19 protein-coding genes, 1 tRNA gene and 1 pseudogene are annotated in these 22,598 nt (G+C 65.2%); 19 read left to right on the top strand and 2 right to left on the bottom strand.

The annotated features are described in order from the left end of the window. Positions 1–24 precede the first annotated feature (24 nt). The 3 genes from HWX03_RS21515 (at position 25) to HWX03_RS21505 (ending at position 3,424) form a co-directional block, all read left to right on the top strand. The gene (locus tag HWX03_RS21515; RefSeq protein ID WP_027784995.1) at positions 25–669 is read left to right on the top strand and encodes a phosphatidylserine decarboxylase; all 645 of its coding nucleotides are present in this window, start codon (positions 25–27) and stop codon (positions 667–669) included. A 15-nt stretch (positions 670–684) separates the two neighbouring features. Then, positions 685–1,557, top strand: a complete 873-nt coding sequence (gene pssA, locus HWX03_RS21510; protein ID WP_174388187.1) for a CDP-diacylglycerol--serine O-phosphatidyltransferase — start codon at positions 685–687, stop codon at positions 1,555–1,557. A gap of 322 nt (positions 1,558–1,879) precedes the next feature. Continuing rightward, positions 1,880–3,424, top strand: coding sequence for a 2-isopropylmalate synthase (locus HWX03_RS21505; protein ID WP_175872612.1), 1,545 nt, complete (start codon positions 1,880–1,882; stop codon positions 3,422–3,424). A 72-nt stretch (positions 3,425–3,496) separates the two neighbouring features. Here HWX03_RS21505 and HWX03_RS21500 read toward each other — a convergent pair. Beyond that, positions 3,497–5,629, bottom strand: a pseudogene (locus HWX03_RS21500) (SulP family inorganic anion transporter); the annotation flags it as partial. A gap of 496 nt (positions 5,630–6,125) precedes the next feature. Next, the gene (locus HWX03_RS21490) at positions 6,126–6,638 is read right to left on the bottom strand and encodes a hypothetical protein (RefSeq protein ID WP_175822360.1); all 513 of its coding nucleotides are present in this window, start codon (positions 6,636–6,638) and stop codon (positions 6,126–6,128) included. 166 nt (positions 6,639–6,804) lie between these two features. On the opposite strand from HWX03_RS21490, the gene HWX03_RS21485 reads away from it, so the two are divergent. The 16 genes from HWX03_RS21485 (at position 6,805) to nuoI (ending at position 22,486) form a co-directional block, all read left to right on the top strand. Further along, a complete protein-coding gene (locus HWX03_RS21485) occupies positions 6,805–8,064 on the top strand; it encodes a branched-chain amino acid ABC transporter substrate-binding protein (RefSeq protein ID WP_175872785.1) in 1,260 nt (419 codons plus the stop codon). A gap of 107 nt (positions 8,065–8,171) precedes the next feature. Beyond that, positions 8,172–8,441, top strand: a complete 270-nt coding sequence (gene rpsO / locus HWX03_RS21480) for a 30S ribosomal protein S15 (RefSeq protein WP_006398792.1) — start codon at positions 8,172–8,174, stop codon at positions 8,439–8,441. 290 nt (positions 8,442–8,731) lie between these two features. Next, positions 8,732–10,879, top strand: coding sequence for a polyribonucleotide nucleotidyltransferase (gene pnp, locus HWX03_RS21475; protein WP_174388182.1), 2,148 nt, complete (start codon positions 8,732–8,734; stop codon positions 10,877–10,879). A gap of 148 nt (positions 10,880–11,027) precedes the next feature. Then, the gene (locus HWX03_RS21470) at positions 11,028–12,047 is read left to right on the top strand and encodes an NAD(P)H-quinone oxidoreductase (RefSeq protein ID WP_175872609.1); all 1,020 of its coding nucleotides are present in this window, start codon (positions 11,028–11,030) and stop codon (positions 12,045–12,047) included. A 140-nt stretch (positions 12,048–12,187) separates the two neighbouring features. Beyond that, complete coding sequence (gene tpiA, locus HWX03_RS21465; protein ID WP_124679318.1) at positions 12,188–12,943, top strand: triose-phosphate isomerase; 756 nt, start codon at positions 12,188–12,190, stop codon at positions 12,941–12,943. Positions 12,944–13,015: 72 nt separating this feature from the next. Then, complete coding sequence (gene secG / locus HWX03_RS21460; RefSeq protein ID WP_174388180.1) at positions 13,016–13,393, top strand: preprotein translocase subunit SecG; 378 nt, start codon at positions 13,016–13,018, stop codon at positions 13,391–13,393. Positions 13,394–13,502: 109 nt separating this feature from the next. Then, positions 13,503–13,587, top strand: a tRNA-Leu gene (locus HWX03_RS21455). Positions 13,588–13,740: 153 nt separating this feature from the next. Beyond that, the gene (locus HWX03_RS21450) at positions 13,741–14,100 is read left to right on the top strand and encodes an NADH-quinone oxidoreductase subunit A (RefSeq protein WP_006398798.1); all 360 of its coding nucleotides are present in this window, start codon (positions 13,741–13,743) and stop codon (positions 14,098–14,100) included. 62 nt (positions 14,101–14,162) lie between these two features. Further along, positions 14,163–14,642 (top strand): NADH-quinone oxidoreductase subunit B, encoded by a 480-nt coding sequence (locus tag HWX03_RS21445; protein WP_006398799.1) that lies wholly within the window; start codon positions 14,163–14,165, stop codon positions 14,640–14,642. Between the two features lie 21 nt (positions 14,643–14,663). Further along, positions 14,664–15,266, top strand: coding sequence for an NADH-quinone oxidoreductase subunit C (locus HWX03_RS21440; protein ID WP_006478264.1), 603 nt, complete (start codon positions 14,664–14,666; stop codon positions 15,264–15,266). A gap of 9 nt (positions 15,267–15,275) precedes the next feature. Continuing rightward, positions 15,276–16,529 (top strand): NADH-quinone oxidoreductase subunit D, encoded by a 1,254-nt coding sequence (locus HWX03_RS21435; RefSeq protein WP_034184888.1) that lies wholly within the window; start codon positions 15,276–15,278, stop codon positions 16,527–16,529. A 184-nt stretch (positions 16,530–16,713) separates the two neighbouring features. Continuing rightward, entirely contained in the window at positions 16,714–17,199 is a 486-nt protein-coding gene (nuoE, locus tag HWX03_RS21430; RefSeq protein ID WP_006478266.1) for an NADH-quinone oxidoreductase subunit NuoE, read from the top strand. Beyond that, positions 17,196–18,506 (top strand): NADH-quinone oxidoreductase subunit NuoF, encoded by a 1,311-nt coding sequence (gene nuoF / locus HWX03_RS21425; protein ID WP_006478267.1) that lies wholly within the window; start codon positions 17,196–17,198, stop codon positions 18,504–18,506. Before nuoE ends, nuoF begins: the two co-directional genes overlap by 4 nt. A gap of 82 nt (positions 18,507–18,588) precedes the next feature. Next, on the top strand, positions 18,589–20,919 hold the full coding sequence (gene nuoG, locus HWX03_RS21420; protein ID WP_175872608.1) for an NADH-quinone oxidoreductase subunit NuoG: 2,331 nt from the start codon (positions 18,589–18,591) through the stop codon (positions 20,917–20,919). Then, positions 20,920–21,987, top strand: coding sequence for an NADH-quinone oxidoreductase subunit NuoH (nuoH, locus tag HWX03_RS21415; RefSeq protein WP_174388178.1), 1,068 nt, complete (start codon positions 20,920–20,922; stop codon positions 21,985–21,987). A gap of 10 nt (positions 21,988–21,997) precedes the next feature. Beyond that, positions 21,998–22,486, top strand: coding sequence for an NADH-quinone oxidoreductase subunit NuoI (nuoI, locus tag HWX03_RS21410; RefSeq protein WP_124453079.1), 489 nt, complete (start codon positions 21,998–22,000; stop codon positions 22,484–22,486). Positions 22,487–22,598 lie beyond the last annotated feature (112 nt).

The raw sequence follows: 22,598 nt of genomic DNA, 5'->3' as shown, positions 1-22,598 counted from the left end.
ATTCACCGAACACAGAACGAATCCATGAACTATCCTCATCCGATCATCGCGCGCGAAGGCTGGCCGTTCATCGCGATTGCAGCCGTCATCGCGTTGTTGATCCATGCCGTCGGGGGCTTCGGCTTCGCGTGGCCGTTCTGGCTGCTGCTCGCTTTCGTCGTCCAGTTCTTCCGCGATCCGCAGCGCCCGATCCCGGCGCAGCCGAACGCGGTGCTGTGCCCGGCGGACGGCCGCATCGTCGCGGTCGAGACTGCGCAGGATCCGTACGCGAACCGCGAAGCGCTGAAGATCAGCGTGTTCATGAATGTCTTCAATGTCCATTCGCAGCGTTCGCCGGTCGATGGCGCGATCAGCAAGGTCGAATACTTCCCGGGCGCGTTCCTGAACGCGGCGATCGACAAGGCGTCGACCGAGAACGAGCGCAATGCGGTCGTGATCCAGACGGCGAGCGGCAAGACCGTCACCGCCGTGCAGATCGCGGGCCTCGTCGCGCGCCGGATTCTCTGCTACGTCCGTGCCGGCGAGCCGCTGTCGCGCGGCCAGCGCTACGGTTTCATCCGCTTCGGTTCGCGCGTCGACGTGTACCTGCCGCTCGGCAGCCGCGCGAAGGTGTCGATCGGCGAGAAGGTCTACGCGTCGTCGACGATCCTCGCCGAGCTCGAGCAGTAAGGGGCGGGGCGCACGATGGCCGCATTCAAACCGCGTCGGCCGCGCAGCGGCTCCAGCCAGACGCCACGCCCGTTCCGCCGCAACAAGGTGATGGCGCCCGATCAGGCGCCGCTCGAAAGCCGCCGCGCCGCGCGCCAGCGATTCCTGAAGACGCGCGGCATCTATCTGCTGCCGAACGCATTCACGACCGCTGCGCTGTTCTGCGGCTTCTTCGCGGTCGTGCAGGCGATGAACGTGCGCTTCGAGATCGCCGCGATTGCGATCTTCGTCGCGATGGTGCTCGACGGGATGGACGGGCGCGTTGCGCGCATGACGCATACGCAGAGCGCGTTCGGCGAGCAGTTCGACAGCCTGTCGGACATGGTGTCGTTCGGCGTGGCGCCCGCGCTCGTGATGTACGAGTGGGTGCTGAAGGATCTCGGCCGCTGGGGCTGGCTCGCCGCGTTCGTCTATTGCTCGGGCGCTGCGCTGCGCCTCGCGCGCTTCAACACGAACATCGGCGTGGTCGACAAGCGCTTCTTCCAGGGGCTGCCGAGCCCGGCCGCCGCGGCGCTGATCGCGGGCTTCGTGTGGCTCGCGACCGACAACCGCGTGCCGATGAAGCTCGGCTGGCTGCCGTGGGTCGCGTTCGTGCTGACGATCTACGCGGGCGTGACGATGGTATCGAACGCGCCGTTCTACAGCGGCAAGGCGCTCGACGTGCGGCACCGCGTGCCGTTCGCGGCCATCCTGCTCGTCGTCGTCGCGTTCGTGCTCGTGTCGTCCGATCCGCCGCTGATGCTGTTCTGCCTGTTCGTGCTGTACGGGCTGTCCGGCTACGTGTTCTGGGCCTACCAGGCCATGCGCGGGCGGGCGAACCCCGCACGCTCGTCCCAGCGCGATCACTGACGTCAGCATGCGATTTACCCGGAAACGGCGGCCTCGGGGCCGCCGTTTTCATTTGCCCCTTTTTCGAGCCGGGCCGCGTCGATTCCCGGGTGCCGTCCGATTGCGCGGCCAACGGAATCTCGCTATAGTCTTTGGCATGACTGCATTTCCCCGCCTCTCCCTCCTTCTAGCCGGTGCGCCGCTACGCGCGCTAGCTTTGGCGCGCCTGCCGCGCTGACCGTTCTCGCCCCCCGTCTCAAGCCTCGTCTGTTGTTGAACGTCGCCAGCGGTGGCGCGATCTCGTTACGTTTGACTTCCGTATAAAAGAGCCCTGGAGCCCCCCATGACAGACAAGCTGATCATTTTCGATACGACGTTGCGTGACGGCGAGCAATCGCCCGGCGCGTCGATGACGAAGGAAGAGAAAATCCGCATCGCGAAGAACCTCGAGCGGATGAAGGTCGACGTGATCGAGGCAGGCTTCGCCGCCAGCTCGAACGGCGATTTCGATGCGATCCACACGATCGCCGGTCTCGTGAAGGACAGCACGATCTGCTCGCTGGCGCGGGCCAACGACAAGGACATCCAGCGCGCGGCCGACGCACTGAAGCCGGCCAACAGCTTCCGGATCCACACGTTCATCGCGACGTCGCCGCTGCACATGGAGAAGAAGCTGCGGATGACGCCCGACCAGGTGTTCGAGCAGGCGCGCCTCGCGGTGCGTTTCGCGCGCAAGTTCACCGACAACGTCGAGTTTTCGCCGGAAGACGGCAGCCGTTCCGACCTGGACTTCCTGTGCCGCGTGCTGGAAGCCGTGATCGCCGAGGGCGCGACGACGATCAACATCGCCGACACGGTCGGCTACGGCGTGCCGGAACTGTACGGTAACCTCGTGAAGACGCTGCGCGAGCGCATTCCGAACTCGGACAAGGCGATCTTCTCCGTGCACTGCCACAACGATCTCGGAATGGCCGTCGCGAACTCGCTCGCCGGCGTGAAGATCGGCGGCGCGCGCCAGATCGAGTGCACGATCAACGGTCTCGGCGAGCGCGCGGGCAACACGTCGCTCGAGGAAATCGTGATGGCCGTGAAGACCCGCAAGGACTACTTCGGCCTCGACGTCGGCATCGACACGACGCAGATCGTGCCGACGTCGAAGCTCGTGTCGCAGATCACCGGCTTCGTCGTGCAGCCGAACAAGGCGGTGGTCGGCGCGAATGCCTTCGCGCACGCGTCGGGCATTCACCAGGACGGCGTGCTGAAGGCGCGCGACACCTACGAGATCATGCGCGCGGAAGACGTGGGCTGGACCGCGAACAAGATCGTGCTCGGCAAGCTGTCGGGCCGCAACGCGTTCAAGCAGCGCCTGCAGGAGCTCGGCGTATCGCTCGACAGCGAAGCCGAATTGAATGCCGCGTTCATGCGCTTCAAGGATCTGGCTGACCGCAAGGCGGAGATTTTCGACGAGGACATCATCGCGATCGTGTCCGAGGAATCGGCGCTCGCGCACGAGCAGGAGCACTTCAAGTTCGTGTCGCTGTCGCAGCGTTCGGAAACGGGCGAGCAGCCGCAGGCGAAGGTCGTGTTCGCGGTCGAAGGCAAGGAAGTGACCGGCGAGGCGCGCGGCAACGGCCCGGTCGATGCGACGTTCAACGCGATCGAGGGCGAAGTCGGCAGTGGGTCCGAACTGCTGCTGTATTCGGTGAACGCGATCACGACCGGCACGCAGGCGCAGGGCGAAGTGACCGTCCGGCTGTCGAAGAGCGGGCGGATCGTCAACGGCGTCGGCACCGATCCGGATATCGTCGCCGCCTCCGCGAAGGCGTACATTTCCGCGTTGAACAAGCTGCATTCGAAGGACGACAAGGTCAACCCGCAGCGCTCGTAAGCGCCGCGTGTTACGCCGCCCCGAAACGCCCCGTGCGGCCTTGCGCCGCCGGGGCGTTTTTTCATTGGCCGCTCATTCGGCGGCCGGCGCGCGGAACAGCCAGCGGCGCGTAGCCGCGCGTGGCGCCGGATGGCGCCGGCGGAACTCGACCGCGATCCCGCGCCGCGGCGCATCGGCGACGAATGCATCGAGCAGTTCGAGCACGTCGTGATCGATGTAGTCGGCGCGCGTCGCGTCGATGATCACCGCCGCCCGGTCCGGAATGTGCCGCAGGTGGTGCTTGACCTGCACCTTGCCGAGAAACGATACGTCCTTGCGGAACGACAGCAGGAAGTGGTCGTCATGCTGCGCGAGCGTGACGGGGCTCTTCAGGTTCGCGACGGCGACGGCCAGCACGCTGCACGCGAGGCCGAGCGCGATGCCGAACAGCAGGTCGACCGCCAGCACACCGACGATCGTCGCGGCGAACGGCACGAACGCAGCCGGCCCCTGTTTCATCACCGAGCGGAACAGTGCCGGCTTCGCCAGCTTGAAGCCCGTGTGGATCAGGATCGCGGCCAGGCTCGCGAGCGGGATCAGGTTGATCAGCCCGGTGAGCGCGAACACGCTGGCGAGCAGCAGCACCCCGTGGACGATCGCCGACATCCGGCTTTGCGCACCCGCGTTGACGTTCACCGAGCTGCGCACGATCACCGACGTGATCGGCAGGCCGCCGACCGCGCCCGCGACGAGATTGCCGACGCCCTGGGCCTTCAGTTCGCGATCGGGCTGCACCGGTCGGCGCTTCGGGTCGATCTGCTCGACCGCTTCGAGGCTCAGCAGCGTCTCGAGGCTGGCGACGACCGCAAGCGTGATCGCGACGCGCCAGACGTCCGGATTGACGAGCTGCGCGAAGTTCGGGCCGAGCTCCGCGTGCTTGAGCGATGCAGCGAAGGCGGTGAACGATCCCAGCTCGGGCAAGGTGACGCGATGAGCGGCGCCCGGCGCGACCGCCGGCGCGACGAAGCCCAGCACGAGCGTCGCGCCGATACCGAGCACGACCACCGCGAGCGGCGCCGGCACCGAGCGCACCAGCGCGAAGCGGCGCAGCGCGGGGCTGTCCCACGCCACCAGCAGCGCGAGCGAAACGAGCGCGATGGCCGTGGCGGCCCATGCGACGGGCAGGCCCGGCCAGTTCGCAAACGATTGCGATGCCGAGCCGCCGATACCGAATGCGAACGGAATCTGCTTGACGATCAGCAGCAGGCCGATCGCGGCGAGCATGCCCTTGATGACGGGCGACGGCACGTAGGCGGCGAAGCGGCCCGCGCGCAGCATGCCGAAGCCGAACTGCAGCACGCCGGACAGCAGCACCGCGAGCAGGAACGCGGAGAAGCTGCCGAGTTGCGCGATCCCTTCGACGACGATCACGACGAGGCCGGCGGCCGGCCCGCTGACGGACAGCGACGAGCCGCTCAGCAACGCGACGACGATGCCGCCGACGATGCCCGACACGAGCCCGGCGAACGGCTCGACGCCGGAGGCGTTGGCGATGCCGAGACAGAGCGGCAGCGCGACGAGGAAAACGACGATGCCGGCGACGATGTCGCGCGGCAGGGTGGACAGGCGCTCGTTCAGTTTCATGGTTGGGGGTGGTTTCGTTGGCGTGGAGGGCGGGGCGCGGGTCAACCGAGCGCGGCGGCGATCGCAGCAGGCTCGGGGTCGGGCTGGGGCTCGGCTTCGGCTGGCGACGTCGTGTAGCCGGAATCGAGCTCCTTCAGGAGCCCGTCGGCGAGCGAAAAGATCCAGCCGTGCACGAGCGGCGGCCGTTCGCGGCCGCGTACGATCGGCGACGCGCGCAGCAGCCGCACCTGTTCGAGCACGTTCAGCTCGGCGAGGCGGTCGGCGGCGGCCATGTCGTCGAGCCCGTCGAGCGTGTCGCGGTGGCGCCGCGCGAGCGCGCAGAGCGGCGCGATGCGGCGCGCGACGTGCGGCAGGTCGGCGGGCGGCGGCAGCAGCGACGCACGGACCCCGCCGCACCCGTAGTGCCCGCACACGATCACATGGTCGACCTTCAGCACCCGCACTGCGTACTCGAGCACGCTGGCGGAATTGTCGTCGTCGGGGTGGAACAGGTTCGCGATGTTGCGATGGACGAACAGCTCGCCGGGCGCGCAGTGCGTGATGGTTTCGGCCGGCACGCGGCTGTCGGCGCAGCCGATCCACAGTACGCGCGGGTTCTGGCCGCGCGCGAGCGCGTCGAAGAAGCCGGGCGTGTGTTCGCGCGTCTCGCGGGCCCAGGCAATGTTGGCAACCAGCATGCTCTTGGGGCGGTTCATGAGGACTCCTTTTTGATAAAGGCAAATAAATATCGATCGAAATGGCGCAATTGCATGCTTTCTAAATTGAAAGGTTGGGTTTCGACTGATATTAGGGGTATGCCCTAGCATTCCGGGTGGGTTGAAACAAACTGTTTCAAATTGATTGGGCGTAGTGCATTGCATGCACCAACGAGACGCATGATATGCACTGCCCATGCCTGTTTGCGCGCGACGGCCCGCATGACGGCGCGGTCAGCGTATTGCCATCGGAATGTTAACGATCGGAAAAGTTTTCCGTCTTATTCATTGAATTAAATAAGGCGACGGAAAAAATGAAATGGCCATTCACGCAATAATTCGTAAATGGCCATTGCGATAATTGCGCGTCAATGCGCAATCGGTCAGAACAGGGTACGGCGATCGGGATCGTGCAGCGGGTCCGGCGTTTTCTGCGTGGTGCGCAGGATGCCCTGCGGATCGAAGTAGAAGCTGTACATCATGTACCAGACGTTGTCCTCGAGATACCGGTAGGTCCACACCTCGCGCTTCATCAGCGGGAAATAGGACGTCTCGACCGGGCGTCCGAAATTGACGAGGACGTCGGTCTTCGTCCACTTGCCGATCTCCGCGCGATAGAACTCGCTCGGCTGCAGCACCTGGCGCACGTTGACGATCCGGTGGGCTGCGTCGATGTCGGCCGCGACCGTGATTTCGCCCATCGGCTGGGTCGGCCACATCAGGCGCTTGCCGCCGCCGGGCAAATCGTAGATCTCGCGCGGCGGGCCCATGCGCGCGACGATCGCCGACTCGTCCTGGCCGGCCTGGTATTGCTGCCACGGTTGCGCGCAACCGGCCAGCAGCGCGGCGGCGCAGGCGACCAGCACCGGCATGCGCGCGGGAATGCGAATGCGCATCGGATTCTCCAGAACACGGAAACAGGTCCCGTTTTATCACGGACGGCGCGTGATCGCGCATCGCGCGGAAAAAATCGGTGCGGATCGCGGGCTGCCGCGCTTGCGGGCGGCGGGCGCACCGGCCTATGATCCGCGCTTCTCGGGCAGATTGAAGGGCAGGTGGCCGATGCAGGGGTGGAAGCGATGCGCGCTCGCGTGGAGCGCGGGGTGGATGCTGGTGTCGTCCGCATTTGCCGGCGGCGAGCCGGTGCGGATCGCACTGATCGAAGGGATGTCGGGTCCGTTCGCGAACGCGGGCGCGGCGGTGGAGCGCAACCTGCGCTTCGGCGTCGAGCAGGTCAATGCGGCGGGCGGCGTGAAGCTGCGCGACGGCGCGCACCCGCTCGAACTCGTCGTGCTCGACAGCAAGGGTAGCCCGGAGGAGGCGCTTGTGCAGTTGCGCGCGGCCGCCGACCGCCATATCGGCTTCGTCGCGCAGGGCAATAGCTCGGCTGTCGCGGCCGCGCTCGTCGCGGCGCTCGACAAGCTGAACGCACGCGATCCGGACAACCGGATGCTGTTCCTGAACTACTCGGCCGACGATCCGGCGCTGACCGGCGCGCGCTGCAGTTTCTGGCATTTCCGCTTCGATGCGCACGCCGGCATGCGGATGGCCGCGCTCGCGGACGTGATGGCGCGCGATCGCGCGCTGCGCAAGGTCTATCTGTTGAACCAGGACTACAGCTTCGGCCACGACGTCAGCATTCTCGCGCGGCAGGCGCTGGCCGCGCGGCGCCCGGACGTGACGATCGCCGGTGACGAATTCCACCCGATCGGCCGGATCAAGGATTTCTCGCCGTATATCGCGAAGATTCGCGCGAGCGGCGCGGACGCCGTCGTGACCGGCAACTGGGGCAACGACCTCACGCTGCTCGTGAAGGCAGCGCGCGAACAGGGGCTCGACGCGAAGTTCTATACGTTCTACGGCAACAGCCTCGGCGCGCCGGCGGCCCTGGGCGACGCGGGCGTCGGCCGTGTGGTGGCCGTGGCCGACTGGCACCCGAACGCGGGCGGCGCCAAATCCGACGCGTTCTACCGTGCGTTCCGGGCCCGTTTCCCGGCCGCGCAGGACGACTATCCGGTGCGGCGGATGAGCCAGATGATCGAGATGCTGGCCGCCGCGATGACCCGCGCGGGTTCGGCCGACCCGGTCGCGGTCGCGCGTGCGCTCGAGGGCCTGTCGTTCGACGACGGCTTCCACGCGTCGCGGATGCGCGCGCAGGATCACCAGCTGATCCAGCCCCTTTACGTGATGGAAATGGACAAGGCCGGCACGCCGGGCGTGCGCTTCGACAACGAAGGGTCGGGCTACGGCTTCCGGACGGTGCTCGCGGTGCCGGCGCCGCGCACGGAGCTGCCGTCGACGTGCTCGATGACGCGTCCGTGACAGGAGGCGGTAAGAACGGCACCGAATTGTGCTACAATGCGCGCCGGTTGTAAGTCACGGCACGGCCATTCTTCCGTGTCCGCCTGTTCAGTTAGAAAGGAAATCACATGTCTGTTGCAGATATCAAGAAGTCGGAAGTCGTTGCTCAGTTCGCCCGCGGTACCAACGACACGGGGTCGCCCGAAGTCCAGGTCGCACTGCTGACCGCACGTATCGTCGAACTGACGGGTCACTTCAAGACCCACGCGAAGGATCACCACAGCCGCCGCGGCCTGCTGCGCATGGTGAGCCGCCGCCGCAAGCTGCTCGACTACCTCAAGGGCAAGGATGCCGACCGTTACCGCGCGCTGATCGAGAAGCTGGGTCTGCGTAAGTAATCGAGGCGATTGCCGCCAGCAAGATGCCTGTGTCAGTCCGCTGATACAGGCATTTTGTTTTTGCGCGGTGCGTAGCGTCACACGCATCGCAGGCTGTCCGGCACGTTCGTGCGGGGCGGCCGCCACGACCGATACCGGGGCAGGATTTGTGTCATTCCAGCGCGTCGCTGCATGAGCGCCGCGCTGGAATGGCATAAAAAACACACCTTGCTCCGGGTGATTCGGTCGGGACGCCGCCGCGCGGGATGGCCGGCGCGGCGAATGAAATGCATGAATACAAAGGAGCAACCATGTCCATGTTCAACAAGGTCGTGAAGGAATTCCAATGGGGCCAGCACAAGGTGCGCCTCGAAACCGGTGAAGTCGCTCGCCAGGCGAGCGGCGCCGTGATCGTCGATGTCGAAGACACCGTCGTGCTGGCAACCGTCGTCGGCGCGAAGTCGGCGAAGCCGGGCCAGGATTTCTTCCCGCTGACCGTCGACTACCTCGAGAAGACCTACTCGGCCGGCAAGATCCCCGGCGGCTTCTTCCGCCGCGAAGGCCGTCCGTCGGAGCACGAGACGCTGACGTCGCGCCTGATCGACCGTCCGCTGCGTCCGCTGTTCCCGGAAGGCTTCTACAACGAAGTCCAGGTCGTGATCCACGTGCTGTCCGTGAACCCGGAAATCCCGGCGGACATCCCCGCTTTGATCGGCGCATCGGCTGCGCTCGCCGTGTCGGGCCTGCCGTTCAACGGCCCGGTCGGTGCCGCGCGCGTCGCGTACATCGACAACGCATACGTGCTGAACCCGACGCGTGACCAGCTCAAGGCATCGAGCCTCGACCTCGTCGTCGCGGGTACGGAGCGCGCCGTGCTGATGGTCGAGTCGGAAGCCGACCAGCTGACGGAAGAGGTGATGCTGGGCGCCGTGGTGTTCGGGCACGAGCAGATGCAGGTCGCGATCGACGCGATCCACGAACTGGTGCGCGACGGCGGCAAGCCCGAGTGGGACTGGCAGCCGGCGCCGAAGAACGAGGCGCTGATCGCGCGCGTGACCGAACTGGCGCAGAACGATCTGCTCGCCGCTTACCAGCTCCGCGACAAGCAGGCGCGTTCGGCGAAGCTGAAGGAAGTCTACGCGGCGACCTCGGCGAAGCTCGAGGAAGACGCGCTGGCGGCCGGTACGGTCGCGGCCGACAAGGCCACGGTCGGCAACGTGCTGTTCGACATCGAAGCGAAGATCGTCCGTTCGCAGATCCTGAACGGCGAGCCGCGTATCGACGGCCGCGACACGCGCACCGTGCGCCCGATCGAGATCCGCACCGGCGTGCTGCCGCGTACCCACGGCTCGGCGCTGTTCACGCGCGGCGAGACGCAGGCGCTGGTCGTCGCGACGCTCGGCACGAAGGGTGACGAGCAGATCATCGACGCGCTCGAAGGCGAATACCGCGAGCGCTTCATGCTCCACTACAACATGCCCCCGTTCGCGACCGGCGAAACGGGCCGCGTCGGCTCGCCGAAGCGTCGCGAAGTCGGCCACGGCCGCCTCGCGAAGCGCGCGCTGGTCAAGTGCCTGCCGAGCGCCGACGAATTCGGCTACTCGATCCGCGTCGTGTCGGAAATCACCGAATCGAACGGTTCGTCGTCGATGGCATCGGTGTGCGGCGGCTGCCTCGCGCTGATGGACGCCGGCGTGCCGATGAAGGCACACGTCGCGGGTATCGCGATGGGCCTGATCCTCGAAGACAACAAGTTCGCGGTGCTGACCGACATCCTCGGCGACGAAGATCACCTCGGCGACATGGACTTCAAGGTGGCCGGCACGGAGCAAGGCGTGACGGCGCTGCAGATGGACATCAAGATCCAGGGCATCACGAAGGAAATCATGCAGGTCGCGCTCGCGCAGGCGAAGGAAGGCCGCATGCACATCCTCGGCAAGATGACGTCGGCGGTGTCGGGTGCGAACACGCAACTGTCGGAATTCGCGCCGCGCATGATCACGGTCAAGATCAACCCGGAAAAGATCCGCGACGTGATCGGCAAGGGCGGTTCGGTGATCCGTGCGCTGACGGAAGAAACGGGCACGACCATCGACATCTCGGATGACGGCGTCGTGACGATCGCGAGCACGAGCAGCGAAGGCATGGCCGAAGCGAAGAAGCGCATCGAGCAGATCACGGCTGAAATCGAAGTCGGCCAGGTGTACGAAGGCACGGTGCTCAAGCTGCTCGATTTCGGCGCGATCGTGAACCTGCTGCCGGGCAAGGACGGCCTGCTGCACATCTCGGAAATCGTCAACGAGCGCGTGAAGGACATCAACGACTACCTGAAGGAAGGCCAGCAGGTCAAGGTCAAGGTGATCCAGACGGACGAGAAGGGTCGCGTGCGTCTGTCGGCGAAGGCGCTGCTGAACGAAGCAGCGGCGGCGTCGCAGTCGGATACGCCGCCGCAGCAGTAAGCGGACAGGCGTGAGAACGGCCGGCAGAGCGAAAGCGTGCCGGCCGTTTTTTCTGTAGCATCGTTGTGCGGCGCAGCAGCGCCGGCGAGGCGCCCGCGCCGTGCGCACGGGCATGCCATCCGATTCCGATCCTGGAGCGATTTTCACCATGAAAGCCATCGAAATCACCGAATTCGGCGCCCCCGACGTGCTGAAGCTCGCGGAGCGTCCGCGCCCCGAACCGAAGCGCGGCGAGGTGCTGATCAAGGTGGCGGCTTCCGGCGTGAACCGGCCCGACGTGTTTCAGCGCAAGGGCGCCTATGCGCCGCCGCCGGGCGCGTCGGATCTGCCGGGCCTCGAGGTCGCGGGCGAGATCGTCGGCGGCGATTTGTCGGATGCGGCGCTGAACCCGTTCGGCCTGAAGCTCGGCGATCGCGTGTGCGCGTTGCTCGCGGGCGGCGGCTATGCCGAATATGCGGTCGCGCCGCTGCCGCAGTGTCTGCCGGTGCCCGGCGGCCTCACCGATATCGAGGCCGCATCGTTGCCCGAAACGTTTTTCACCGTGTGGAGCAACGTGTTCGACCGTGCGCAGCTCGGCGCGGGCGAGGGCGGTGAGCAGGAGACGCTGCTCGTGCAGGGCGGCTCGAGCGGCATCGGCGTGACGGCGATCCAGATCGCGCATGCGCTCGGCTTTCGCGTGTTCGCGACGGCCGGCACCGCCGACAAGTGCCGTGCGTGCGAGGCGCTCGGCGCCGAGCGCGCGATCAACTACAAGACCGAAGACTTCGTCGAAGTCGTGAAGTCGCTGACGCACGATCGCGGCGTCGACGTGATCCTCGACATGGTGGCGGGCTCGTACGTGCCGCGCGAGCTGTCCGCGCTCGCGGACGGCGGCCGTCTCGTGCTGATCGCGCTGCTCGGCGGCGCGAAGGCCGAGGTCAACCTGAACGAGATCCTGCGCCGCCGGCTGACGGTGACGGGTTCGACGCTGCGCCCGCGCCCGGTCGAATTCAAGGCGCGCATCGCCGCGCAGTTGAAGGCGCGCGTGTGGCCGCTGCTGGCCGACGGTCGCATCAAGCCCGTGATCTATCGTGTGCTGCCGGCCGGCGAGGCCGCGCAGGCGCATGCGCTGATGGAGAGCGGCGAGCACATCGGCAAGATCGTGCTTGATTGGGGCGCGAACGCGTGACGGCCCGCGCGGCGGGCTTGACATGCGCGGTTTGACCGGTTCAAGCCGCGCGCAGTAAAATCGCGGGTTTGCTTCGCCAGATCCAACCTGACGGCCGGGTTCCGGTACGTTAATGACAAGATAGTGACGAGACGGACACGATGTCGAAACAACGAACAAAGCGAGTGATCGGCAACTGGAAGATGCACGGCCGGCTGGCCGGCAACCAGGCGCTGCTGAACGAAGTGGTGCAGGGTGCGGGCGCGGTGGCGGCTGAAACGTCGATCGGCGTGTGCGTGCCGTTCCCGTATCTCGCGCAGGTTCAGGCGCAGCTCGGCGGTGGCCGGGTCGCGTTCGGTGCGCAGGACGTGTCCGCGCACGAGCAGGGCGCGTTCACCGGTGAGGTGGCGGCTGCGATGGTGGCGGAGTTCGGCGCGCAGTATGCGATCGTCGGCCATTCGGAGCGTCGCGCGTATCACGGCGAAAGCAGCGAGACGGTCGCGGCGAAAGCGCAACGCGCGCTCGCGGCAGGTCTCACGCCGGTCGTGTGCGTCGGCGAGACGCTCGACGAGCGCGAGTCGGGTGCGACCGAGCAGGTCGTCGGGGCGCAGCTCGACGCGGTGCTGGCCGTGCTGACGGCCGACGAAGCCGCCCGCATCGTCGTCGCGTACGAGCCGGTCTGGGCGATCGGCACGGGCAAGAGCGCGACGTCGGCGCAGGCGCAGGACGTGCACGCGTTCCTGCGTACGCGTCTCGCGGCAAAGGGTGCGGCGGACGTGTCCGTGCTGTACGGCGGCAGCGTGAAGCCGGACAACGCGGAAGAGCTGTTCGCGCAGCCGGACATCGACGGCGGCCTGATCGGCGGCGCGTCGCTGAAGGCGGAAGATTTCCTGGCGATCTGCCGGGCCGCGCGTTGAGCGGTCCGAGATCGAATTGAACCATGAAGGCGGCCGGTCGGTCCGGTCGCCCGATCCAATCGGGTGGGTGTGATGCTGTTATTCAAGACGCTGATTATTGTGGTGCAGGTGCTGTCTGCACTCGGTGTGATTGGGCTCGTGCTGCTGCAGCACGGCAAGGGTGCCGACATGGGCGCTGCATTCGGCAGCGGCGCGTCGGGCAGCCTGTTCGGTGCGACGGGTTCGGCGAACTTCCTGTCGCGCACGACGGGCATTCTCGCGGCGATCTTCTTCGTCGCGACGCTCGCGCTGACGTACCTCGGTTCGTACAAGTCGACGCCGTCGGCAGGCGTGCTCGGCGCGGCCGTGACTGCGCCGGCATCGACCTCCGCAGCATCGGCGCCAGCCGTCGCGGCGTCCGCTGCCGCCGGTTCGGCCGCAAGCGCGCCGGGCCAGGATGTCCCGAAATAAAAAGTCAATTTTTTGCGGTTGTGCGTTGAACAAATCTGGAACTCGGGTTAGAATTTAATTCTTGAAGCGATTCGCGGGAACAAGCAGCACAACCCGAGTTGCATGCAGTGCCGACGTGGTGAAATTGGTAGACACGCTATCTTGAGGGGGTAGTGGCGAAAGCTGTGCGAGTTCGAGTCTCGCCGTCGGCACCAAAGTTACTCAATGCCAGCCGCTTCTAGTGGCTGGCATTTTTCATTTGTGGGGTGCGCTTGCGATTGTCTTGCGATCGCCGGGACTCCGAAATGATTCCTTCCTCCGGAAGTGGTATTCTCCGGACGCTCAGAACCAACCGATAGAGGATTGCCTTGAACCTCGCAGCCTATTACCCCGTCTTGTTGTTCCTCCTCGTGGGCACTGGTTTAGGTATAGCGCTGGTCAGCATCGGCAAGCTCCTTGGTCCCAACAAGCCGGACGTCGAGAAGAACGCACCATACGAGTGCGGCTTCGAAGCCTTTGAAGACGCCCGGATGAAATTCGACGTTCGGTATTACCTCGTCGCCATCCTGTTCATCATCTTCGATCTCGAAACCGCATTCCTGTTCCCGTGGGGCGTCGCGCTCCGGGACATCGGCTGGCCGGGTTTCATCGCAATGATGATTTTTCTGCTCGAATTCCTGCTGGGCTTTGCCTATATCTGGAAGAAAGGCGGGCTCGACTGGGAGTGATGGGTTAATCGCCGGTTTGCATGAGCGGCCACGCTCGGTCGCTCGTCTGGAGTGGAAAGCAAATGAGTATCGAAGGGGTCTTGAAGGAAGGGTTTGTCACCACGACGGCTGACAAGCTGATCAACTGGACGCGTACCGGCTCGCTGTGGCCGATGACGTTCGGGCTCGCGTGTTGCGCCGTCGAGATGATGCATGCGGGTGCGGCCCGTTACGATCTGGACCGGTTCGGCGTCGTATTCCGTCCGAGCCCGCGTCAGTCGGACGTGATGATCGTCGCCGGCACGCTGTGCAACAAGATGGCGCCCGCGCTTCGCCGCGTGTACGACCAGATGGCCGAGCCGCGCTGGGTGATCTCGATGGGGTCGTGCGCGAACGGCGGTGGTTACTACCACTACTCGTACTCGGTGGTCCGCGGCTGCGACCGGATCGTGCCGGTCGACGTCTACGTGCCGGGCTGTCCGCCCACGGCCGAGGCGCTGGTCTACGGCGTGATCCAGCTTCAGGCGAAGATCCGCCGCACCAATACCATCGCCCGTCAATAAAGCCCCGAGCGTCCCCTCAATATGGCAAGCAAAATCGAGACCCTGAAGGCAAACCTCGAAGCCGCGCTCGGCGCGCGCGTGGTGAGCCTCACCGAAGCGATCGGTGAACTGACGCTCGTCGTGAAGGCGAGCGATTACCTCGAAGTCGCAAAGACGCTGCGCGACGATCCGAAGCTCCGATTCGAGCAACTGATCGACCTCTGCGGCGTCGACTACCAGACCTTCGGCGACGGCGCCTACGACGGTCCGCGCTTCGCGGCCGTGTCGCACCTGCTGTCGGTCACGAACAACTGGCGCCTGCGCCTGCGCGCATTCGCGCCGGACGACGATCTGCCGATCGTGGCGTCGCTGGTCGACATCTGGACCTCGGCGAACTGGTACGAGCGCGAAGCGTTCGACCTGTACGGCATCGTGTTCGAAGGCCACCCCGACCTGCGCCGCATCCTCACCGACTACGGCTTCATCGGTCACCCGTTCCGCAAGGACTTCCCGGTGTCGGGCTACGTCGAAATGCGTTACGACCCGGAAGAGAAGCGGGTCGTGTACCAGCCGGTGACGATCGAGCCGCGCGAAATCACGCCGCGCGTGATCCGCGAGGATCGCTATGGCGGTCTGAAACATTAAGGGGGCGTCATGGCAGAAATCAAGAACTACACGCTCAACTTCGGCCCGCAGCATCCGGCAGCGCACGGCGTGCTGCGCCTCGTGCTCGAGCTCGACGGCGAAGTCATCCAGCGTGCCGATCCGCACATCGGCCTGCTGCACCGCGCGACGGAAAAGCTCGCGGAATCCAAGACCTTCATCCAGTCCGTGCCGTACATGGACCGTCTCGACTACGTGTCGATGATGGTCAACGAGCACGGCTACGTGCTCGCGATCGAAAAGCTGCTCGGCATCGACGTGCCGGAGCGCGCGCAGTACATCCGCGTGCTGTTCGACGAAATCACGCGCGTGCTGAACCACCTGATGTGGATCGGCGCGCACGCGCTCGACGTCGGCGCGATGGCCGTGTTCCTGTACGCCTTCCGCGAACGCGAAGACCTGATGGACGTGTACGAAGCGGTGTCCGGCGCCCGGATGCACGCGGCGTACTATCGCCCGGGCGGCGTCTACCGCGACCTGCCTGACGCAATGCCGCAATACAAGGCGTCGAAGATTCGCAATGAGAAGGCGCTCGCGAAGATGAACGAAGCGCGCAGCGGCTCGGTGCTCGACTTCATCGACGATTTCTTCACGCGCTTCCCGAAGTGCGTCGACGAATACGAAACGCTGCTGACCGACAACCGGATCTGGAAACAGCGTCTGGTCGGGATCGGCGTGGTGAGCCCCGAACGTGCGCTGCAGATGGGCCTGACGGGCCCGATGCTGCGCGGCTCGGGCATCGCATGGGACCTGCGCAAGAAGCAGCCCTACGAAGTGTACGATCGGATGGATTTCGACGTGCCGGTCGGCGTGAACGGCGATTGCTACGACCGCTATCTGGTGCGCGTCGAAGAAATGCGCCAGTCGATCCGCATCGCGAAACAGTGTATTGAGTGGCTCCGCAAGAATCCGGGCCCGGTGATGACGGACAATCACAAGGTTGCCCCGCCGTCGCGCGTCGGCATGAAGACCAACATGGAAGACTTGATTCACCACTTCAAGCTCTTCACCGAAGGTTTCCATGTGCCGGAAGGCGAAGCGTACGCGGCGGTCGAGCATCCGAAGGGTGAGTTCGGCATCTACCTCGTGTCCGACGGCGCCAACAAGCCGTATCGCCTCAAGATTCGCGCGCCGGGTTTCGCGCACCTGGCGTCGCTCGACGAAATGGCGCGCGGTCACATGATCGCCGACGCCGTCACGATCATCGGTACGCAGGACATCGTGTTCGGCGAAATCGATCGCTAATGGTTGCGCCGCCCGCGAGCGCGGGCGGCGAGCAGTCAGTCACATGCGAAGTCACATGCGGTATGCGCTGAACCAGCGCGGCTTCGCAAGCTGTCAACAGAGTGAGCGCCAGGTCTGCCGTCCATGCACCCCAGTGTGCGGCAGGTTGTTCGTTCGGTAGGAATTGAAAGAGTCGTGTCTGAAAATGATCTCAGCTGAAGGCCTGAAGGAAATCGATCGAGCGTTGACGAAGTATCCCGCCGATCAGAAACAGTCCGCCGTGATGTCGGCGTTGGCCGTTGCTCAGGAAGAGCACGGCTGGCTGTCGCCCGAACTGATGCAGTTCGTCGCGGACTATCTCGGCATGCCGGCGGTTGCCGTGCAGGAAGTCGCGACGTTCTACACGATGTACGAGCTCAAACCGGTCGGCAAGCACAAGATCACGCTCTGCACGAACCTGCCGTGCCAGCTCGGCCCGCACGGCGGCGCGGAAGCGACTGCCGACTACCTGAAACAGAAGCTGGGCATCGGCTTCGGCGAGACCACGCCCGACGGCAAGTTCACGCTGAAGGAAGGCGAATGCATGGGCTCGTGCGGCGATGCGCCGGTGCTGCTGGTGAACAATCACAGAATGTGCAGCTTCATGAGCCGCGAGAAGATCGACCAGCTGCTTGAGGAGCTCTCGAAATGACGTCCCTCCACGACCGTCACATCAAACCGCTGATCCTCGCTGGTCTGAACGGCGAGAACTGGCACCTCGAAGATTACGTCGCGCGCGGCGGCTACAAGCAGCTGCGCCGTATTCTCGAAGAAAAGATTCCGCCCGAGCAGGTGATCGCCGACGTGAAGGCGTCGGGCCTGCGCGGCCGCGGCGGTGCGGGCTTCCCGACCGGCCTGAAGTGGAGCTTCATGCCGCGCCAGTTCCCGGGGCAGAAGTACCTCGTCTGCAATTCGGACGAAGGCGAGCCGGGCACGTTCAAGGATCGCGACATCCTGCGCTGGAACCCGCACGCGCTGATCGAAGGCATGGCCATCGGCGCGTACGCGATGGGCATCACCGTCGGCTACAACTACATCCACGGCGAAATCTTCGAAGTGTATCGACGCTTCGAAGCCGCGCTCGATGAAGCGCGCGCGGCCGGGTTCCTCGGCGACAACATCATGGGCTCGGAATTCTCGTTCCAGCTGCATGCGCACCACGGTTACGGCGCGTACATCTGCGGCGAGGAAACGGCGCTGCTCGAGTCGCTCGAAGGCAAGAAGGGCCAGCCGCGCTTCAAGCCGCCGTTCCCGGCGAGCTTCGGCGTGTACGGCAAGCCGACCACGATCAACAACACCGAGACGTTCGCCGCGGTGCCGTTCCTGCTGTCCATCGGGCCGCAGAATTACCTCGAGATCGGCAAGCCGAACAACGGCGGCACGAAGATTTTCTCGGTGTCGGGCGACGTCGAGCGTCCGGGCAACTACGAAGTGCCGCTCGGCACGCCGTTCGCGACGCTGATGGAGCTCGCCGGCGGGATGCGCGGCGGCAAGAAGATCAAGGCCGTGATTCCGGGCGGTTCGTCGGCGCCGGTGATCCCGGGCGACATCATGATGCAGACGGATCTCGACTACGATTCGATCGCGAAGGCGGGTTCGATGCTCGGTTCCGGCGCGGTGATCGTGATGGACGAGACGCGCTGCATGGTGCGCTCGCTGCTGCGCCTGTCGTACTTCTACTACGAGGAATCGTGCGGCCAGTGCACGCCGTGCCGTGAAGGCACCGGCTGGCTGTATCGCGTCGTGAACCGTATCGAGCACGGCGAAGGGCGCCAGGAAGATCTGGACCTGCTGAACTCGGTGGCCGAGAACATCATGGGACGCACGATCTGTGCGCTCGGCGATGCGGCGGCGATGCCGGTACGCGGGATGCTCAAGCACTACTGGGACGAATTCGCGTACCACGTCGAGCACAAGCACTGCATGGTCGGCGGCCACGCGCACGCGGCGGCAGCCTGAAGAGCACCCGGTTGCGGAATTTGAGCGCACGGTCGGGCCAAGGCGCGAACGGGCGGAAATAGGTTAAGGACCATTCACCATCATGGTTGAACTTGAAATAGACGGCAAGAAGGTCGAGGTGCCCGAAGGCAGCATGGTGATCCAGGCTGCGCACAAGGCGGATACGTACATTCCTCACTTCTGCTATCACAAGAAACTGTCGGTTGCGGCCAACTGCCGGATGTGTCTCGTCGAAGTCGAGAAGATGCCGAAGGCCGTGCCTGCCTGTGCGACACCCGTGTCGGCCGGCATGATCGTCCGCACGCAGTCCGACAAGGCTGTGAAGGCGCAGCAGTCGGTGATGGAATTCCTCCTCATCAATCACCCGCTCGATTGCCCGATCTGCGATCAGGGCGGCGAATGCCAGCTGCAGGATCTGGCGGTCGGCTACGGCAAGTCGTCGTCGCGCTACTCGGAAGAAAAGCGCGTGGTGTTCCACAAGAACGTGGGCCCGCTGATCTCGATGGAAGAAATGTCGCGCTGCATCCACTGCACGCGCTGCGTCCGCTTCGGCCAGGAAATCGCCGGCGTGATGGAGTTCGGCATGCTGGGCCGCGGCGAGCATTCGGAAATCACGACGTTCGTCGGCAAGACGGTCGATTCCGAAATGTCGGGCAACATGATCGACCTGTGCCCGGTCGGCGCGCTGACCAGCAAGCCGTTCCGCTACAGCGCCCGTACGTGGGAACTGTCGCGCCGCAAGTCGGTGAGCCCGCACGATTCCGTCGGCGCGAACCTCGTCGTGCAGGTGAAGAACAACCGCGTGATGCGCGTGCTGCCGTTCGAGAACGAAGCCATCAACGAGTGCTGGATCTCGGACAAGGATCGCTTCTCGTATGAAGGCCTCAACAGCGAAGAGCGCCTGACGAAGCCGATGCTGAAGCAGGGCGGCCAGTGGATCGAAACCGACTGGCAGACCGCGCTCGAATACGTCGCGAAGGGCCTGAAGGGCATCGCCGCGGATCACGGCGCGAACGCGCTGGCGATGCTCGCGAGCGCACACAGCACCGCGGAAGAGCTGTTCCTCGTGAAGCAGCTCGCCAACGAACTGAAGACGCCGAACGTCGACTTCCGTCTGCGTCAGCAGGATTTCTCGGCACCGGTGCAGGGCGCACCGTGGCTCGGCATGCCGATCGCAGATCTGTCGAACGTGGACGCCGCGTTCGTCGTCGGTTCGTTCCTGCGCCGCGACCACCCGCTGTTCGCATCGCGCCTGCGTCAGGCTGCGAAGAACGGCGCGAAGCTGCACTTCCTGCACGCGACCGGTGACGATTCGCTGATCCCGACCGCGCAACGCATCGTCGCCGCGCCGTCCGCATGGCTCGACGAGCTGGCCGGCATCGCCGCGGCCGTCGCGCAACTGCGCGGCGTCGCGCTGCCCGACGCGCTCGCGGGCGTCACCGCATCGGCCGCTGCCCAGGCTGTCGCACAGTCGCTCGCGAACGGCGAGCGCCGTGCGGTGCTGCTCGGCAACGTCGCGGTCCGTCATCCGCAATTCGCGAAGCTGCACGCCGTAGCGCAGTGGATCGCCGACAACACCGGCGCCACGTTCGGCTTCCTGACGGAAGCGGCGAACACGGTCGGCGCGCACGTCGTCGGCGCACTGCCGGGTGAAGGCGGCCTGAACGCACGCGAAGCGTTCGCGCAGCCGCGCAAGGGCTACGTGCTGCTGAACGTCGAACCGGAATTCGACACCGCCGATCCGGCGCAGGCACTGGCCGCGCTGAACCAGGCGGAGATGGTCGTCGTGATGTCGCCGTTCAAGCACGGCCTCGACTACGCCGACGTGCTGCTGCCGGTTGCGCCGTTCACCGAAACGGCCGGTACGTTCGTCAACGCCGAAGGCACCGTGCAGGGCTTCAACGGCGTCGTGCGCCCGCTCGGCGACACGCGTCCGGGCTGGAAGGTGCTGCGCGTGCTCGGCAGCCTGCTCGGCCTGCCGAACTTCGAATACGAGACTGCGGAAGAAGTACGTCTTGCCGCGCTCGGCGAAGCCGGCCTCGCGGGCCGCCTGTCGAACCAGACGTCGGTCGCGCCGGCTCGTGCCGCGGCGAATGCCGCGAACGGCGGTTTCGAGCGCCTGGCCGATGTGCCGATCTATCACGCCGACGCGCTCGTGCGCCGCGCAGGTGCGCTGCACCTGACGGCCGCCGCGAAGGCGGCGAATGCCGCAGCCTTGCCGGCCGCGCTGTTCGACAAGCTGGGCTTGAAGGAAGGCGACGCCGTGCGCGTGCGCCAGGGCGAGCGTGCGGTGCAGTTGCCGGCCGTGCGCGACGCGAATCTTGCGGAGACGGTCGTTCGCGTGTCGGCGGCGACGCCTGCCGGCGCAGCGCTCGGCAGCCTGTCCGGTGAACTGGTGGTGGAGAAGGCGTAAATGAGCTTGTTCGATACGATCAACGCGGGCGGGGCCGAGCTTCTCGGCTTCGCGTGGCCGACGGTGTGGGCAGTCGTGCGCATCCTCGTCGTCTCCGTCGTCATCCTGCTGTGCGTCGCGTACCTGATTCTGTGGGAACGCAAGCTGATCGGCTGGATGCACGTGCGTCTCGGCCCGAACCGCGTCGGCCCCGGCGGCCTGCTGCAGCCGATCGCCGACGTGCTGAAGCTGCTGCTGAAGGAAGTCATTCAGCCGAGCGCCGCCAGCCGCTGGCTGTACCTGATCGCGCCGGTCATGACCGTCGTGCCGGCGTTCGCCGTGTGGGCCGTGATCCCGTTCCAGGCCCAGGCCGTGCTCGCGAACATCAACGCGGGCCTGCTGTACGCGATGGCGATCTCGTCGATCGGCGTGTACGCGGTGATCCTCGCGGGCTGGGCGTCGAACTCGAAGTACGCGTTCCTCGGCGCGATGCGCGCCGCGGCGCAGATGGTCTCGTACGAAATCTCGATGGGCTTCGCGCTGGTGCTCGTGCTGATGACGGCCGGCAGCCTGAACATGTCGGAAATCGTCAATTCGCAACAGCACGGCTTCTTCGCCGGCCACGGCGTGAACTTCCTGTCGTGGAACTGGCTGCCGCTGCTGCCGGCGTTCGTCGTCTACTTCATCTCGGGCATCGCCGAAACGAACCGTCACCCGTTCGACGTGGTGGAAGGGGAGTCGGAAATCGTCGCCGGTCACATGATCGACTACTCGGGCATGGCGTTCGCGCTGTTCTTCCTCGCCGAGTACATCAACATGATCGTGATCTCGGCGCTGGCTGCGACGCTGTTCCTCGGCGGCTGGGACGCACCGTTCGAATTCCTGTCGTTCATCCCGGGCATCTTCTGGCTGGTGCTGAAGGTCTTCGCACTGCTGTCGGTGTTCATCTGGGTCCGCGCGACGTTCCCGCGCTACCGTTACGACCAGATCATGCGTCTGGGCTGGAAGGTGTTCCTGCCCGTCACGGTGGTCTGGGTGGTCGTGGTCGGCTTCTGGATGATGTCGCCGCTGAACATCTGGGTGAAGTAAGGACGAAATCATGACGGCTATCCAACACTTCTTTAAAACCTTCTTCCTGACCGAGCTGCTGAAAGGGCTCGCGCTGACCGGTCGTTACACGTTCAAGCGCAAGGTCACCGTGCAGTTCCCGGAAGAGAAGACCCCGATTTCGCCGCGTTTCCGCGGGCTGCATGCACTGCGCCGCTACGAGAACGGCGAAGAGCGCTGCATCGCGTGCAAGCTGTGCGAGGCCGTGTGCCCCGCACTGGCGATCACGATCGAATCGGAAACCCGCGCGGACAACACACGCCGCACGACGCGCTACGACATCGACCTGACGAAGTGCATCTTCTGCGGTTTCTGCGAAGAGAGCTGCCCGGTCGATTCGATCGTCGAGACGCAGATTCTCGAGTACCACGGCGAAAAGCGCGGCGACCTGTATTTCACGAAGGAAATGCTGCTCGCGGTGGGCGATCGCTACGAGAAGGACATCGCCGCGGCGAAGGCTGCCGACGCGCCGTATCGTTGATTGTGTTTGCAGTGCCGGCCCGGCATGAACGATGAACGGGCCGAGCCGCCGCGACGGGTGCGGGCGTTCCGCAAGCCGCGCCTGACTATGGCCTAACGATGAACCGGTAATC

The organism is Burkholderia sp. BCC0397 (assembly GCF_902832865.1).
Taxonomy (GTDB): Bacteria; Pseudomonadota; Gammaproteobacteria; order Burkholderiales; family Burkholderiaceae; genus Burkholderia.
Note: the sequence above shows the minus strand (reverse complement) of the source record. Positions and strands in the feature narration are given on the sequence as shown.

What these genes read in the sequence shown, in the direction of transcription:
- HWX03_RS21515 (WP_027784995.1), top strand. Translation starts at nt 25, where the DNA reads ATGAACTATCCTCATCCGATCATCGCGCGCGAAGGCTGGCCGTTCATC.
- pssA (WP_174388187.1), top strand. Translation starts at nt 685, where the DNA reads ATGGCCGCATTCAAACCGCGTCGGCCGCGCAGCGGCTCCAGCCAGACG.
- HWX03_RS21505 (WP_175872612.1), top strand. Translation starts at nt 1,880, where the DNA reads ATGACAGACAAGCTGATCATTTTCGATACGACGTTGCGTGACGGCGAG.
- HWX03_RS21490 (WP_175822360.1), bottom strand. Translation starts at nt 6,638, where the DNA reads ATGCGCATTCGCATTCCCGCGCGCATGCCGGTGCTGGTCGCCTGCGCC.
- HWX03_RS21485 (WP_175872785.1), top strand. Translation starts at nt 6,805, where the DNA reads ATGCAGGGGTGGAAGCGATGCGCGCTCGCGTGGAGCGCGGGGTGGATG.
- rpsO (WP_006398792.1), top strand. Translation starts at nt 8,172, where the DNA reads ATGTCTGTTGCAGATATCAAGAAGTCGGAAGTCGTTGCTCAGTTCGCC.
- pnp (WP_174388182.1), top strand. Translation starts at nt 8,732, where the DNA reads ATGTCCATGTTCAACAAGGTCGTGAAGGAATTCCAATGGGGCCAGCAC.
- HWX03_RS21470 (WP_175872609.1), top strand. Translation starts at nt 11,028, where the DNA reads ATGAAAGCCATCGAAATCACCGAATTCGGCGCCCCCGACGTGCTGAAG.
- tpiA (WP_124679318.1), top strand. Translation starts at nt 12,188, where the DNA reads ATGTCGAAACAACGAACAAAGCGAGTGATCGGCAACTGGAAGATGCAC.
- secG (WP_174388180.1), top strand. Translation starts at nt 13,016, where the DNA reads ATGCTGTTATTCAAGACGCTGATTATTGTGGTGCAGGTGCTGTCTGCA.
- HWX03_RS21445 (WP_006398799.1), top strand. Translation starts at nt 14,163, where the DNA reads ATGAGTATCGAAGGGGTCTTGAAGGAAGGGTTTGTCACCACGACGGCT.
- HWX03_RS21440 (WP_006478264.1), top strand. Translation starts at nt 14,664, where the DNA reads ATGGCAAGCAAAATCGAGACCCTGAAGGCAAACCTCGAAGCCGCGCTC.
- HWX03_RS21435 (WP_034184888.1), top strand. Translation starts at nt 15,276, where the DNA reads ATGGCAGAAATCAAGAACTACACGCTCAACTTCGGCCCGCAGCATCCG.
- nuoE (WP_006478266.1), top strand. Translation starts at nt 16,714, where the DNA reads ATGATCTCAGCTGAAGGCCTGAAGGAAATCGATCGAGCGTTGACGAAG.
- nuoF (WP_006478267.1), top strand. Translation starts at nt 17,196, where the DNA reads ATGACGTCCCTCCACGACCGTCACATCAAACCGCTGATCCTCGCTGGT.
- nuoG (WP_175872608.1), top strand. Translation starts at nt 18,589, where the DNA reads ATGGTTGAACTTGAAATAGACGGCAAGAAGGTCGAGGTGCCCGAAGGC.
- nuoH (WP_174388178.1), top strand. Translation starts at nt 20,920, where the DNA reads ATGAGCTTGTTCGATACGATCAACGCGGGCGGGGCCGAGCTTCTCGGC.
- nuoI (WP_124453079.1), top strand. Translation starts at nt 21,998, where the DNA reads ATGACGGCTATCCAACACTTCTTTAAAACCTTCTTCCTGACCGAGCTG.